The organism is Streptococcus varani (genome assembly GCF_001375655.1).
Taxonomy (GTDB): domain Bacteria; phylum Bacillota; class Bacilli; order Lactobacillales; family Streptococcaceae; genus Streptococcus; species Streptococcus varani.
On sequence record NZ_CTEN01000001.1, the window covers coordinates 269,129 to 284,496 of the forward strand.

A 15,368-nucleotide genomic window follows, 5' to 3' on the forward strand; every position below is an offset into this window, starting at 1 on the left:
TCCTTTTTTATTTTGCAGTAATTTTACGATAGGTGAAGTTAAATCCGATACCAAGAATAGCCAATACAATAGCCACATAGAAAGCAACTGAGAAGTTTCCGTTGTTTGCTGTTGCAATTTTAGCTGCAATGCTTGGTGCAAAGTAGGCTGCGATAGAGTAACCCGAGAAGACAATAACATAGTTGACACCTTGATTAGCTGGTCCGTAATTTTCCATTACAATTGATGGAAAGACCCCCATGACACCACCAAAACAGATTCCTAAGCCGACAATCCCGACAATAAAGCCGATTTGGCCGGGTACAAAAGCAATAACTGCCAAGGCCAGAGCAACAACTGTGTAGATGATGTATAGGGTTTTAGAGCGACCAATTTTATCCGATACACTACCCCAGATGAAACGACCACTAGAGTTAGCAACGGAATAGAGTGACACGTAAAGGGCAGCTGCCGTTGCAGACAAACCAAACATGGACGTACCAATTGTACGAGCGTTAGCCGCAATCATCAATCCTGAGAAAGCACCAACAAAGAACATAAGGATAATAACATAGAAAACTGGAGTTTTGATCATCTCCACCCAGTTTTTGTTGGCCATTGTTTTACCAGCAGCTTGTTCTGGCGGATTCCAGCCTTCTGGTTTATAGCCTGCAGGAGCTTTTTTGATAAAGAGACTGGCAACAAGGACAATAACAATGTAGACCATACCAATCGTACGGAAAGCATATCGAACATCATGTGAAAGAATGAGGCTATTTCCAATGGGAGAAGCAAATACGGCTGCTAAGCCCATTCCTCCAGTGATAATACCGGATGCCAAACCACGTTTGTCTGGGAAGAGACGCAATGTATTGGATAAACATCCTGAGTAGGCAAAACCTTGACCAAGACCAGCAATCACCCCGTAATATAGATACAGTTGAGTTAGACTTGTAGCTGTCCCAGTCAGGTAAAAACCAACCGCAAACATAAGAGCTCCAACGGCGATACTCCATTTTACCCATCCTTTATCTGCAAAGTATCCACCTAAAATCATTGGAATTGGTCCAATAGCCGAGTTGATAGAAAATGCTAGCATAATCTCTGGCATACTCCACTTCATCTGCTCACTCAAGGGCATAGCAAAAGTTGAGAAGGCATAAACAGCGCCTGTACAGAGGAGAATAGCTGTTGAAGCCGCCAATACTACCCATCGATTCAGTTTTTCATCCATGATATATCTCCTTAAAAGAATTTGTATAATATTTCACAAAAATAATAACAAAAAGATTTTTTTATGTCAATACTTTTATAGAAATTTATGTATTCTTTTACAGATAACGCTTGCAAAATAGGTGTGTTTGGTGTATAGTTAAAGAAAAAATTGAGAGGAAATTCACAAATGAAACTTGTTGCTATTGTAGGGACCAACTCAGGTCGCTCTACCAATCGCAAACTTCTACAATTCATGGCCAAGCACTTTGCCAATCAGGCAGAGATTGAGCTTCTTGAAATTAAGAATTTGCCAGCCTTTAATGAGCCTGAAGAGCGCGTAGCTCCAGAAGCAGTTGATCAGTTTTCAAAAAAGATTTTAGCCTCAGATGGAGTTATCATTGCTACGCCTGAGTATGACCACACTATCCCAGCACCACTTGCTAGTGCGTTGGAGTGGATTGCTTATACCAGTCGCGCTCTCATTAACAAACCAACTATGATTGTAGGGGCTTCTCTAGGTTCTCTCGGAACCTCACGTGCTCAAAGCCACTTGCGCCAAATCCTTAACGCACCCGAACTCAAAGCTCGCGTTATGCCGGGTATTGAATTTTTCCTTGGTCACTCTGAACAAGCTTTGGATGCTGATTCAAATCTCTTGGTTCCTGAAAAAGTTGCCGAACTGGAAGAGAACTTCGCAGAATTTTTAGTGTTCGCTAAGATTACCCATGTTTTAGTGAATCAGGCCAATACCGACCGCAAACGAAATTTTGCTTGGGAATTAGAGGAAGGAGAGTAAGTATGATGAAATTTATCGCCATCGTCGGAACCAATGCTTCCAAATCATACAACCGTAAACTCTTGCAGTTCATACAAAAACATTTTGCAAGTAAAGCTGATATTGAAATTCTTGAAATTGTTGATGTGCCTATGTTTGATGAAACCAATGATCAATCAAACACTCCAGTTCTTCAAGAATTTAATGAAAAAATTCTGGCTGCTGATGGGGTTATCATTTCTACTCCTGAGCACAACCATACTATCCCATCTAGCCTCAATAGCTTGCTGGAGTGGCTGTCCTTCAATCTCCACCCACTAGCAGGTAAACCAACTATGATAGTGGGAGCTTCTTATGATGTACAAGGCTCATCACGTGCACAGCTCCATTTACGTCAAATCTTAGATGCACCAGGTGTCAATGCCACTGTTATGCCGGGCAATGAGTTCCTTCTAGGACGAGTGCATCATGCTTTTGATGAAAATGGAAATTTAAAAGACATTAAAACAGTGGACTTCTTGGAATCTTGCTTCAATCGCTTTATCCGCTTTGCCAACATAGCTAATCAGCTCAATGAACCGGAAGAAGTGACCTTTGAACCTGGAACCTACTCCGTCACAACAGCCGGACACAACGGTGATTTACCAATGCAAGTCACTCTCTCTCAAGACCGCATCGAAAAGATTGATATTGATTCTTCTGGAGAAACCGGTGGTATCGCCGATATTGTCTTCACTCGTGTTCCTGCAGAAATCATCGAAGGTCAAACCCTCAATGTTGATGCAGTATCTGGTGCTTCCGTTACATCAAACGGTGTTCTAGACGGCGTAGCCCGTGCTATCAAGTTAGCTGGTGGAAATCCAGATATTCTTCGTTCTCGTCCAAAAGCAGCCTCTGCTTTAGATAAAGAAGACAAGACTTATGATACCGACTTAGTAATTGTCGGTGGTGGTGGTGCCGGATTGGCTGCCGCTGCGCGTGCCCTTCAAGAAGACAAGAAAGTCATCGTGGTGGAAAAATTCCCTGCGGTTGGCGGAAATACCGTTCGCGCTGGTGGACCAATGAACGCACCAGACCCAGCATGGCAAAATACCTTTGCTGCGAACCCGGGTGAAGCCCACAACTTGCAGGAATTGCATGATATTGATGAAACAACGATTGATCCAGAATTCCTGGAAGATTTTCGTTCACTCAAAATCGAATTGGAAAACTACTTCAAAGACCCAACTTATCTCTTTGATTCTAAACTCCTCTACCGCATCCAAACCTATATTGGTGGTAAACGAACTGACCTCAAAGGTCAAGAAATCCATGGTAACTATGACTTAGTCAAAGTCTTGACTGAAAGAGCCCTCGAATCCGTTCGCTGGTTGGAAAATGTCGGCGTTGAATTTGTTCGTGATGAAGTGACCATGCCAGTTGGTGCACTATGGCGCCGTGGTCACAAGCCTAAAGTGCCAATGGGAGTTGCCTTCATCTCTGTCCTTCAGGACTATGTACTGAAACACGGTGGCACTATCCTGACTGATAGCCCTGTAAAAGAATTGATTGTCACAGACGGTCAGATTACTGGTGTCAAAGCTACTGGACGTAATGGACAAAACATTACTGTCAATGCCAAAGCTGTTATCCTGACAACAGGTGGTTTTGGAGCTAACACTAAGATGCTGCAAGAGTACAACACTTACTGGTCAGAAATTGCAGATGATATCGCAACATCTAATACTCCAGCCGTAACCGGTGACGGTATCATCCTTGGTCAATCAGTCGGTGCTGACTTAGTCGGAATGGGCTTCAGCCAAATGATGCCAGTATCCGACCCTGTCACCGGTGCCCTCTTCTCTGGTCTCCAAGTACCGCCAGCAAACTTTATTATGGTCAACACCCAAGGCAAACGCTTTGTTGATGAGTATGGTAGCCGAGACAAACTATCACAAGCAGCTATTGACAACGGTGGGCTCTTCTATCTGATTGCTGATGACAATATCAAGGCAACTGCTTACAATACCAGTCAAGATAAAATTGATGCTCAGGTAGCAGCTGGAACCCTTTTCCGTGCAGATACAGTGGAAGAATTGGCAAGCCAAATCAACATTGAACCAGCTGTCTTGGTGGATACCATTACTAAATACAACTCCTATGTAGATGCAGGCTTTGACCCTGAATTCCATGTTATTCTCCTATTTGATAGTCTCCCAAGTCGAAATAACATCACCACGACCGGTGATGTTGGCTAAATGTTTGAAATTAATATTGAACTGTTGAAGAATGTCCTTTAAGCTAGTGTAGTTCGTGGCAGTTCGGAACAAGTTAACGTCGCCAATGTTCAGTTTTGAACTAGGGCGATCACTAGAGCGATGAGCATCGATCTCTAGTTTCCCCGGTAAAGTCTTTACAGACCAGCCGTCTGAGTTGTCAAAGGCAGATGAAGCTAAACGTACGACATCACCAACGATATCAATCTGGTCTATGTTATTACCATTCCAACAGCGAACACCAACAAAGCCACCATCATTAGAGGATTCCGTTCCATTACGATTAGAACCGATAATGGTGACACCCGTCTTCTTACCATTGGAAGTACCTGTTGTAAACCGGATAAATTGCGTTGGATAACCTGATAAGACCCTACGAAGCGCCGGGCTGTCCGTGTAGAAATCCAAGGCTCCTGTATTGAGATTGAATTTTGTAGCCCCATTAATAGCGGCTAACAGACCTCCTTTAACCCGATTCGCTGAGATGTCCACAGCTTGAACCTGTGTGATAAAGGCTGTTTTGGCAAAGAGCTGTCGCACATAAGCTTCATTGGCAAAGAGCTTAGTAAAGAGGGCTTGATCAACCTTAACGTGCTTAGCGCTCACAGCTTCTGCGGATAAGAGGTATCCTGTAATAGCCCCTGCCTTAATATGACCGGTCTCTACAGCACCAGTCACTAACTTTCGGCTTGTGATAGAGCCATCAACCAACATATCGCCACTGACTTTTATAAGATTACTAAAGATCCTTATAGCATCAGGGGTTACTGCAAAGGAGGAGCCAATAGCTCTTGCCATATCGCTAGTACTCTTACCAGCCTTGAGGACAATACCATCAGAAGTGATGCTCACATCGGCTTTTTTGAGCGTCTGGTTACTGAGACTTTCCACATTGGCTTTTATCTCGCTAGAAGTCTGTTCAAACTGCGAACGAAATTGTGTCAGCTTTTGGTCCGAGTAGGCTTTCAGGTCATCTGGAGATGGACTCCAATCGGCTGCGATAGAGCCTTTTGTCAGTCGCAGCTTAGTCACACGAAAGGTTAGCTGACTAGCTGTAAAGCGTATCTTAAGAGATGTACCTAAATAGTTAGTAGAGTTTGCGACAAAGCTGACCTGATAGGTGCCACGGCCTAAGACCGTTCGCTCTACCTCGCCAAGCCTTTGAATCTTACCGCTGTGACCGTGTAGTTCAATCTCATAAGAGCCAAAGGCTGTTTTATTAGTAGTGAAATAATTAAAGGCAAGGGTCAACGTATCGCCAACCGAAACACCTTTCACGGCCAAAGTGGCACCAAAGTCATAAAGGTCAAAAAGACCGTCGGACGAGACCGTCACATAGACATCTTTGTCCGTCCCTAATGCGTAATTCTGACCACCAGATGAGAGACTTTCAAAGCGTCTTGCGACTCCCCTTGCATTCTCCTCATAGGTCGACTTAGCCACATAAGACCCACTAACTTCTGTTCGTAAGGCTGTGAGCTGCCTTGCCGTTTCTGTTTTGCTGGCTTCAAAATAACGACTGGCTCTGGTTGGTTCTAAAGCAGTGTATGTCTCAAGGGCTTTCAGTGAGGTTTTAAAGCCCGCAGCAGTTTGTTCACTCTGGCTTTCAACCTGATCAATCCTACCCTTGACAGTCTCTGTTAGCCGGTTAAAAGTAGCTAGCTCTTGATGAACAGTCTGCTTAAAAGTGGCTAGGCCTGAAACAGCATTTTCAACCTGTGTGGTTAAGGCAGCCTGTTGTTGGCCTTGGCTAAGAGATTGTGCTTTAACTTGAGCGATTTGAGCTAAGGCTGTTTGCCTATGATTGGTTAGTTCTTTGGTAAGTCCTTGAAGTTCTGCCTGTGATTGAACTAAAGCAGCCTGCGCTTTCAAAGCCAGACCTTTAGCTTCACTGGCGACTGGTAATAGCTGATTATCCAAGCGACTGGTCAGTTCTGATTTGAAGACTTCTACTTTGGCTTCCACCTTAAGTTTAAAGTTATCAAAATTAAGTTCTGCTAAGCGAAATCGGTCATCAAGTTCACGATTCCTAGCAACAATACGCTCCTCAAGTTCACGATAAAGCTGTTGGATAGACTGATTGTTACTATGGATGAATTCTTCTGTGTAACGTTCGATGGCTTGTCTTCGTGATGTCGACTCACGATTTTGCACCGAGCTGTAATCTCCTAAAATGACAGTTGAACTGTCCTCATTTAACTTGTCGTAACTAATCTCATCAATTCGAGCTTCAAAGGCAATACCAACATCATCATAGATGATAGCAACGGTATCACCTTTAGAAGCATCTAATCCTAAACTCAAAATATCAGCCTTATAAATTCGCAAAGGAACTGATAAACGTTGTAACTCTCGCCACGTTGCCTTCAAAAGCGCTGACTTGTCTTCTATATCTTCATTGACAAAAACACCCCATCGGTGTTTTAGAACACCATTTTGTGATAGGCCGTAGGTTTCTTTAGCCTTGTCTAGAGCGATAAAGTTTTGCCCTCTAGGCTTATCGGTAGGGTCTCCATTTGCTTGAGACCATACAATATCTGTAAACTCAATCCTGCGGCCGTACCCATCCCCGCTAGGTGATGGTTCACCTTTTCCTCGACCAATCAAACAAGTTACGATATCATCGGTCGACTCCTCATACACAACCTTCAGTAAGTTGTTCCCATGCTCAAATTGCTTACCTGTTGGTTGACCAAAGCGATGCGCTAGGTCAATATAACGACTAGTGATTTTATTCTTGACAAAAGTATACCTGACCGAAAACTCACACCCATAGGTCTCCACTAATTTCACTAAGGCCTCTCTCGGACTGATATAGTAGAAATTGATAGTTCTCAACTCGCTAAGACCACTCACTGAGCCGACTTGATAACCTGTCCCTTCAAGAATAACAGCCAAACTCTCGGCTGCAGAAGAGGAGCATTGACGCCTATCCTTAATAACGGCAATGGTGTGGAGGTCACTTTCCGCTTTATCTAACCCTTTAAAATAACGGCTATCTTCGAGTTGCTGGTCAATGACCTTGAATAACTTGAAGGCATCTTTGTGGAAAAAACCGAAGTACATAAACGGCTCGATGGCATAGTCAACAGGTAGTTCAAAGCTAGCTTGATCCCAGTCGTTGTTCTTTACTCTAAATTGCCAAGATAATAAGACATCTTCACCGATCGTCGCAATTAATCGCTCGAGTTTATCAAAAAGATATATCATAAATAAACCTCCCTGAACTCTGATGTAATGGTTGCGCCAATACTACAATTTAAGGTATTAACTCCCGAATCAAAAGCGAAATAACGGCTATTAACCATATCTAAATCACTAAGAATGTTTCGCCCATTTTGCGTGATTTTTCCGGTAACCATGTCTATTACAATGACGTTTCCTGCTTGATAAACACCTTTCAACCTAATGTACTTCTGACTCTCGACATGTAAAAGCCGCAATTCTGAACCACCTCCAGTTAAAGTTAAGGTGAGTTTTGGCTTTGTATTAAATAGACCATTGTTTCAATAAAGGTGGCTTTGACCTCAGATGTGTCAAAGCACCATTCTACGCAACTCCACGCAAACCTGCCGTTCACCACACCATGGGAGGTCTCAAGATTGATACCCATACCCATGTTATCAATGAAGCTGGACAGATTATCCCTGGACTCTATGCAGCAGGTGAAGTAGCAGGTGGTCTCCACGCCGGTAACCGTCTGGGAGGAAATTCTCTGACAGATATCTTTACATTCGGTCGTATTGCGGTAGAAACAGCCATCCTAGAACACTTTTAATTGCTCTTATAAGACAAGATAAAAAGCTTGAGTTTCCTCAAGCTTTTTATGGTTTAGTACCAACCTTTAGCATTTGAATGAGCTAAAGCACCTAACCATGAACCATAACGACCGATGACATAAGCATCAGCAACACGTTCTTGGTTTTCCGGAGATAAATCTCCATTTAAGTAGGCAAGCATCAACTGATAACGACCATAATACTGACCATTTTGAGCTGTGTAAGAACCACCAGATTCACGACGGGCAATTTCTTCTTTGGCTGCCGCTTCCTCAGCGCTAAGGCTTGAAACGTAGTTTCCACTAGTTGCAACTGGTGCCTGAACCGGAGCTGGTATTTGTGCCGGAGTTTGAACAGGAGTTTGAGCAGCCGGTACCTCTGGCGTCTGAACAACTTGAACAGCTGGTTCTACTTGAACAGCTTCTTCTACCTTTGGCACTGGAGCTGGTGTGACTGTATTTACTACTTGTTCAGTAGCAGCAGACATAACCTGGTTGGTTTTCAAAACCTGGCCAATCATAATCAAGTTCTTATTTTCAATATCGTTTAGTTGAGCAAGTTCATCAGCCGTTGTTTGAAAAACGGATGCGATGTTCGATAGAGTATCTCCAGCTTTCACTGTGTAAGTTTCAGCTTGGATGCTGCCAGTAGTAAGGAAAATACTTCCAAGTAACAAAAAACTAGCAAGAAAATGTTTGATTTTTGAGAATGTCATAAAATAGATCCTTTCATTCCATAGCTACCATTATACCCTACTTGTATTACTCTTTCTTTTAAAAATGATTACAATTGTTACAAATTCGTTGAAAATCAGCAAAAAAAGTGCTATTTTTGCACTTTTTATCTATATATTGTGGTTTTTAAAAAGAAGAGCACAAGACCTAGTAGTATCATGGTTAAAATAGCTAAGCTATCAATGACCTTCCAGTCCAAAACACGATACTTACTTCTACCATCGCCTCCCTGGTAACCGCGTGCCTCCATAGCCGTTGCTAAGGCATCTGCACGCTTAAAACTAGAAGCAAAGAGAGGAATCAAAATCGGAATGACAGCTTTTACTTTTTGAACAATATTGCCCTCTCCAAAATCTACACCACGCGCTCGTTGAGCATTCATAATTCGGGTTGTGTCATCCATAAGAGTCGGTACAAAACGCAGACTCATGGATAGCATGAGACCAATTTCATGAACCGGAACTTTCAATCGAGCTAGTGGAGCTAGGCCAGCTTCAACACCATCCGCTAAACTAAGTGGCGTAGTCGTCAGAGTTAAAAGCGTCGAAAAGATAATAATCAAAACAAAACGAATAAAGATAATTCCCGCTTGTTGAAGTCCTTCCATGGTCATCTTAATGAACCAAAATTGGAATAAAATAGTTGGACCACCCATAAAGAAAACTTGGAATAGGGTTGTAAAAAGGATTATGCCAATCATGGGTTTAATTCCATTAATAAAAAACGAAAATTTAATCCCAGATAAAAATACCAAAAGCAATACAAAAGTAAAGATGATAGCATTAGTGATGAGGTTATTAGCCCAAAAGATAATAAAAAGAAAGAGTATCATAGCCAAAAGCTTACTTCTAGGATCTAATCTATGAATGATAGAATCTCCTGGAATATAGCGGCCTAAAATCAGTCTATCCATGTCCAATCACCTCCGTAAATTCTTCTAGGGTGATAGGTAGATTTTCAAAAACAAAGCCTCTACGTTCCAAAGCAGCTGCAAATTTAGTAATTTTAGGGACTCCTAATTGAATTGACTCCATAAAGTCAACATTTTGAAAAACAAGGGAAGGCTGCCCAGATAGGACGACCTTGCCCTTCTCCAAAACATAAACAAAATCAGCAAAATCAGCAACGTCATCCATGAGATGAGTCACCAACACAATGGTCAAACCATTTTCATGCAATTGTTTAAACATGGCCATCAGTTCTTTACGACCAGCAGGATCCAATCCAGCAGTTGGCTCATCCAAAACTAAGATATGCGGTTCCATAGCCAGAATTCCAGCAATGGCTACCCGACGCATTTGCCCACCAGACAACTCAAATGGACTCCGCTCAAAAAGCTCCTCGTCAATACCAACCAAAGCCAGTTTCTCCCGAGCTGTCGCCTCTGCATTCTCCTTTGATACACCGAAATTCTGCGGACCAAAAGCAACATCTTTAAGAACCGTTTCGTCAAAGACCTGACTCTCAGGAAACTGAAAGACCAAGCCAACCTTCTTGCGAACTTGCTTGATATCCTTATTAACAGATGTTGGAGTAATGAGTGTCTCATCAATCAAAACACTGCCGGAAGTTGGAATATTGAGGCCATTAAGCAATTGCAAGATAGTCGATTTACCTGAGCCTGTATGCCCAATCAAGGCCGTATAGGAACCCTCTTCTATTTCCAAATCTACACCAAAAAGAGCACGCCCCTCAAAAGGCGTGTTGGCTTGATAGGTATAACTTACTTGTTGGAGAGTAATGCCCATAATGATTCTTCTAATTCCTCTTCTGTAAAGTAACGATCTGGCAAATCCAGACCATTCTGACGCAGTTGATCCACCAATTCGGCAGTAAAAGGTCGATCCAAATCCAAATCCAACAAATCTTTTCGTATAAAAAGTTGATGGGGCTGGCTAATTGATTCTACTTGACCATCTCGCATAACGATGACTCGGTCACTAAGTGCTACCTCATCCAAATCATGGGTGATAGAGATAACAGTCATATTGTAACGGTCTTTGATTTCCTTGACTGTCTGAATCAAATCTAGGCGGCCTTCAGGATCCAACATGCTAGTGGCTTCATCTAAAATGATGATATTTGGACGTAAGGCAACAACTCCAGCAATCGCTACGCGCTGTTTCTGACCACCTGATAGTCTGGCAGGTTCTCTTTTTTTAAAGTCAGACATACCCACCAAATCCAAAGCCTGGCTGACCCTTTCTTGCATTTCTTCCAAAGGGAGACCTTGGTTTTCAAGTCCAAAAGCCACATCATCTTCAACGGTAGCACCCACAAATTGGTTATCTGGATTTTGGAAAACCATGCCAATTTGACGACGTTTTTCCCAGACATTGTCAACAGTCAGTTTGTCTCCACAGATAACAATATCACCTGATTCAGCTTCTAACAAACCATCAATCAAGCGAACAGTAGTTGATTTTCCTGAACCATTGTGACCAATGATGGACAACCATTCCCCTTGTTTCACGTGAAACGAAACACCGTTGAGAGTGTATTTTTCATCACTTTGGTCATACTTATATTTTAAATTTTTTACTTCAATAATATTATTCATTTACTTAAAGGTATCTTTGAATAGGAAAGATGCACCCTTGAAATAATCATATCCCGAGTACAGGGTAAAGAAGAGTGCAATATAAAGCGTGATTTGACCAAGCAAATTCCAGTGCATTAACAAGAAAATGATAGCAAACATTTGAGAGAAGGTCTTGATCTTTCCTGGCATAGCAGCAGCCAAGACTGTTCCACCATTTTCAACCAATAGCAAACGAAGTCCGGTTACTGCCAACTCACGACAGATAATAAGAGCAACCACCCAAGCAGGAGCCATCCGCAATTCCACTAGCATGATAAAGGCGGTCATAACCAATATTTTATCCGCCATGGGATCAGCAAATTTCCCAAAGTTTGTCACAACCTTCCATTTGCGGGCTAAATAGCCATCTAAATAATCTGTAAAGCTAGCAAAGGCAAAAAGAATAGCTGACAAGATATGACTAATTGGATTTTGCCAAAGGGTCAGCAATAAGATAAAGACTGGGATAACCAAGATACGTCCTACTGTTAAGGCATTGGGGATATTTTCTTTTTTCATAAGTTTCCTTTATTCGATAATCAGGTGAATGTAAGCAGTTTGTTCTGTCAATTTTGATGTATCCAATCTTTGACCAGCAATCATCACTTCTACTCCTTGCACAACCCCTAAAGTCAGAGTCGGACTGGTCACACCCTCCGGTAAAGTAATCTTGACATGTGGATTATCAGGGGATAGGACAAGGCCGTTTGCAATATCTGTATCTGTCAAACTGATCCAGCTAGTTACTGTTGATACCTTAAGTTCAACTTCCACAGGTTTTTTAGCATGGGCAACCGTCACAGTTAGATTGGAAGCATCACCTGACACATTTAATTTGGTGACAGCTTCCTCTTCTTCTGTCGTTGGAGTTGGAGCAGAACTATCAACTGCCTCTGTCGTTGCTTGACTTTCACTTGTCTGCGATACAACTGAATAAGAGGTTGATGGTGGGGTAATAGCTTGGTTTTGAATCCGCTGAGAAACAATATAGGCAATAAAAATCAAAATAAAAATAGCAGCAAGTAAGAGATAAATCAAGGGCAAATAAGACTTGATTGACTTTTTCTTCTTATTATTCCGACGACTTTCAATTCCTGAACCTAGTTCCTCACCTGCATCATAATAGGCAATCAAGCTATTGGAATCAAAAGCATCTAAAATGACCGCTGCATCTAAATCTAAAACTTCAGCATAACGTTGCAAAAATGTTCTCGTGTAGTCTCTATCGGGAATCATCTCAAAATCATTGTATTCTAAAGCCTGCACCAATCTTGCTTGAATCTTAGTCATGCGTTGGATATCTGCAAAAGTCCAACCACGACTTTCACGTGCATCTCTTAGAACCTCTCCAATACTTTTTTGCCTCATTGTTGCCTCTCTCTTACATTTAATATTCAATACAGTATTGTAACAAAAAAATAGGGATTTTTCGATGATAAGTAGCCATTATTTTGGGAAAATAATAAAATCTGTCATATCACAGTTTGAAATAAAAGTACGGCCTGCATTGATAACATCCTCTAAAGTGATTTTCTGCAATATTTCTGGTAGATCAAAAATCGTCTCTGTCTCCGAAAAATACTGCATAAAATGACTAGCTGTATACTCCAAAGAATTGAGACTGTGGATAAAATCTCCATAACTTTCTTTTTTAACCAGTTCCAAATGACTTTCAGATAAATCCTCATCTCTTTCAAATTTCGTAAGTGCCTTACGTAAATGCTTAGATAAGGCAATCGGTTCCTTGCTATCCAAAGTCATGACAAAAAATTGGTAATCAGACTGAATTTCTAAATGAAAAGAAAAGGAGCTATCAATTTTTCCATTCTCATAGAGTGACTGATGACGTTTTGAGGTCCAACCAAAGAGCATAGCGAAAAGAAGAGATAAAGAAAGTCGGTAACGGTAGATAGATTCTTCTGCAAGTTCCTGATTCCCACGAACACCAATAGCCAATTTTGGACAGGCCACTTCCATCTGAATACTTCTTTTCTCCAAAACTCGTTGATGGATTATTTTTTTTCGTTCAACACTGCTGGACTGATCCATTTGAGACTGTTGATAGTCTTGAATTACTCTCCAAGTCTCAGCTAAAGGAAAGTTCCCAACTAGAAATAAGGTCATATTTTTCGTCTGGTAAAATGCTTTAAAATTCTCTTGGAGTAACTGGGCTGTAATATGCCCGATCGATTCTACACTCCCAGCAATATCATCCTCAAGGGGACTTCCTGGATAAAGACTGGCCAATACTTCAGTATAGAGTCTAGCATCCGGTTCATCAAGATACATCTCAATTTCCTGAGCAATAATCTCTTTTTCTTTCTCAACAGATTCCTCTGTAAAAGCAGCCTCTCGAACAAAAGATTGTAAAAGAGTTAAAGCTGGTAAGACAGCTTCAGAAGTGGACATCAAGTAACTAGTTTGAGAAAAGCTAGTAAAGGCGTTGGCATTGGCCCCAAGTTTTGCAAATTCCTGCAAAATATCTTTGCCTTCCCCTGTTTCAAAAAGCTTGTGTTCTAAGAAATGAGCAATACCTGCTGGATAAGTAACAAAATTCCCTTGACTTTCAGTCTTAAAGATTGTATTAAGTGAACCAAATTCAACCGTTAGCATCCCATAGGTTTCGTGGTAATCTTGTTTGGGAAGTAAATACACTGTCAAGCCATTGGTTAATCTTCCCTTATACAGTGGTTCTTGTAAATAGGAGTACTTCTTTTCCTCTAATCCTTCGAGCTTCATCCTGTTCCTTCCATAAAATAAATTGCCTGTAATTTCATCAATTTAGCAACAGACATGACCTCTTCTCTTGACACTAACTTTACAGATTTTATCCACTTGTCATAAGAAAGATCATCTTCCCCATAAATAGAATGATTATAGGTTTGCTCTATCAGAGTAGACATTCTATCCTGAGCAAGGGTCGCTGCATTCATTAACATTTTTTTACTGAGTTCTAAATCTTCATCTGTAAAGTAGCCACTTCTCATATCAGACCACTGTTGTCGAATTAATTGCAGGGTTTTCAAGCGTTGGTTCTTATCAATACCCGCATAAATCCTCAACATTCCCGAAAAAATATGGATCGAACTCCCAATAGTATAGGCTAGACCTTCTTTTTCTCGTAGGTTAACAAAGAGTTTAGAATGGGCAGAACTGCCAAAAAGACTATTGAAAACAAGTAAGGCTGGGTAATTTACATCATTGTAAAGAACTTGTAAATGGTAGGCCATTTCTAACACAGACTGTTTAGCTTCTTTTCGCTCTACTTTTTCTTTGGTGATAATAGAAAAATCTTGCTGATACTCTAAGACAAGTTTTGGATTGCGAAAAGTTAGAGGACAAACTTTAAAAAAATCGACAACCATATTCTGGTCTACTTGACCTGCTACAAAAATATCAATCTTGTCTAGACTCAACATGTCTTTATAAGCCTTGTAGACCGTACTTGCTGTTTCTTTTTCAACTAACTCTTTCGTAGCAACTCGAGGAATTTTCATATTTGAATCTTGATAAAATAGGCTATTCAACTCTTTATCAGCATGATAAAAATTGTCTTCAATTTCAGATTCCAAGTAAGAAATAAGATTCTTTTTTTCAATGTCAAAAACATGTTGGTCAAAAGCATTTTTCTGAGCCAAAGGCTTGAACAAAATTGCCTTCAGAAAAGTTAAGATTTTCTCTGTCAGCGAATCTTCGTCTAGCAAATGTTCTTCTCGAATGAAAGAAATAGTCAAATCAATAAAGTGAACCTGACCTCTACGAGAAATACTGGATGAAAACCTTGCACCATAAAGTTCAGCTAAACGACGACGAAAAGCTAGACTCGTAGGATAGTCAGCATTGGCTATTTCTAAAATATTAGCAACCAACACTCGTCCAGCAACCGTATCTTTCTTCATAGGAGCAGCAAATCGGATTTTAATAGAATTTGTAGTAAATTTCTCTGTTGGAATAAAATGAAGATGAACACCTTCTTGTAACTTCATGATTAACCTCGTTCAAACATTGTAATCTCCATTATACCATTTTATGTTATAATTATCTGGAAAC

Annotated in this window: 12 protein-coding genes and 2 pseudogenes; 3 read left to right on the forward strand and 11 right to left on the reverse strand. The window is 41.0% G+C overall.

Annotated elements, in window-relative coordinates:
* Nucleotides 1-7 precede the first annotated feature (7 nt).
* A complete protein-coding gene (locus BN1356_RS01435) occupies nt 8-1,213 on the reverse strand; it encodes an L-lactate MFS transporter (RefSeq protein ID WP_093649659.1) in 1,206 nt (401 codons plus the stop codon).
* Between the two features lie 168 nt (nt 1,214-1,381).
* On the opposite strand from BN1356_RS01435, the gene BN1356_RS01440 reads away from it, so the two are divergent.
* Together BN1356_RS01440 and BN1356_RS01445 are read left to right on the forward strand one after the other, a co-directional pair.
* Entirely contained in the window at nt 1,382-1,990 is a 609-nt protein-coding gene (locus tag BN1356_RS01440) for an NADPH-dependent FMN reductase (protein WP_093649660.1), read from the forward strand.
* Between the two features lie 5 nt (nt 1,991-1,995).
* A pseudogene (locus tag BN1356_RS01445) lies at nt 1,996-4,140 on the forward strand (FAD-dependent oxidoreductase); the annotation flags it as partial.
* Between the two features lie 9 nt (nt 4,141-4,149).
* Here the strand turns inward: BN1356_RS01445 and BN1356_RS12780 are convergent.
* The gene (locus BN1356_RS12780; RefSeq protein ID WP_245620274.1) at nt 4,150-7,434 is read right to left on the reverse strand and encodes a phage tail spike protein; all 3,285 of its coding nucleotides are present in this window, start codon (nt 7,432-7,434) and stop codon (nt 4,150-4,152) included.
* Nucleotides 7,431-7,667: a phage distal tail protein gene (locus BN1356_RS13035; RefSeq protein WP_245620275.1), complete on the reverse strand. Its 237-nt coding sequence runs from the start codon at nt 7,665-7,667 to the stop codon at nt 7,431-7,433. Before BN1356_RS13035 ends, BN1356_RS12780 begins: the two co-directional genes overlap by 4 nt.
* A 62-nt stretch (nt 7,668-7,729) precedes the next feature.
* Here BN1356_RS13035 and BN1356_RS01460 point away from each other — a divergent pair.
* Nucleotides 7,730-8,002 (forward strand): annotated as a pseudogene (locus BN1356_RS01460) (FAD-binding protein); the annotation flags it as partial.
* Between the two features lie 53 nt (nt 8,003-8,055).
* On the opposite strand, the gene apf reads toward BN1356_RS01460, so the two are convergent.
* The 8 genes from apf to yfmF form a co-directional block, all read right to left on the reverse strand.
* A complete protein-coding gene (gene apf / locus BN1356_RS01465; RefSeq protein ID WP_093649661.1) occupies nt 8,056-8,718 on the reverse strand; it encodes an aggregation-promoting factor in 663 nt (220 codons plus the stop codon).
* Nucleotides 8,719-8,843: 125 nt separating this feature from the next.
* Nucleotides 8,844-9,650 carry an energy-coupling factor transporter transmembrane component T family protein gene (locus tag BN1356_RS01470; protein ID WP_093649662.1) on the reverse strand — a complete coding sequence of 269 codons (807 nt, stop codon included), beginning with the start codon at nt 9,648-9,650 and terminating at the stop codon, nt 8,844-8,846.
* Nucleotides 9,643-10,485 (reverse strand): energy-coupling factor transporter ATPase, encoded by an 843-nt coding sequence (locus BN1356_RS01475; protein ID WP_093649663.1) that lies wholly within the window; start codon nt 10,483-10,485, stop codon nt 9,643-9,645. The genes BN1356_RS01470 and BN1356_RS01475 overlap by 8 nt, the downstream gene beginning before the upstream one ends.
* The gene (locus BN1356_RS01480) at nt 10,461-11,297 is read right to left on the reverse strand and encodes an energy-coupling factor ABC transporter ATP-binding protein (RefSeq protein WP_093649664.1); all 837 of its coding nucleotides are present in this window, start codon (nt 11,295-11,297) and stop codon (nt 10,461-10,463) included. Before BN1356_RS01480 ends, BN1356_RS01475 begins: the two co-directional genes overlap by 25 nt.
* Nucleotides 11,298-11,837, reverse strand: a complete 540-nt coding sequence (gene pgsA / locus BN1356_RS01485; RefSeq protein WP_093649665.1) for a CDP-diacylglycerol--glycerol-3-phosphate 3-phosphatidyltransferase — start codon at nt 11,835-11,837, stop codon at nt 11,298-11,300.
* A gap of 9 nt (nt 11,838-11,846) precedes the next feature.
* Nucleotides 11,847-12,686: a cytoskeleton protein RodZ gene (gene rodZ / locus BN1356_RS01490; protein WP_093649666.1), complete on the reverse strand. Its 840-nt coding sequence runs from the start codon at nt 12,684-12,686 to the stop codon at nt 11,847-11,849.
* Nucleotides 12,687-12,764: 78 nt separating this feature from the next.
* Complete coding sequence (gene yfmH / locus BN1356_RS01495) at nt 12,765-14,057, reverse strand: EF-P 5-aminopentanol modification-associated protein YfmH (protein ID WP_093649667.1); 1,293 nt, start codon at nt 14,055-14,057, stop codon at nt 12,765-12,767.
* Nucleotides 14,054-15,304 (reverse strand): EF-P 5-aminopentanol modification-associated protein YfmF, encoded by a 1,251-nt coding sequence (yfmF, locus tag BN1356_RS01500; protein WP_093649668.1) that lies wholly within the window; start codon nt 15,302-15,304, stop codon nt 14,054-14,056. The genes yfmH and yfmF overlap by 4 nt, the downstream gene beginning before the upstream one ends.
* Nucleotides 15,305-15,368 lie beyond the last annotated feature (64 nt).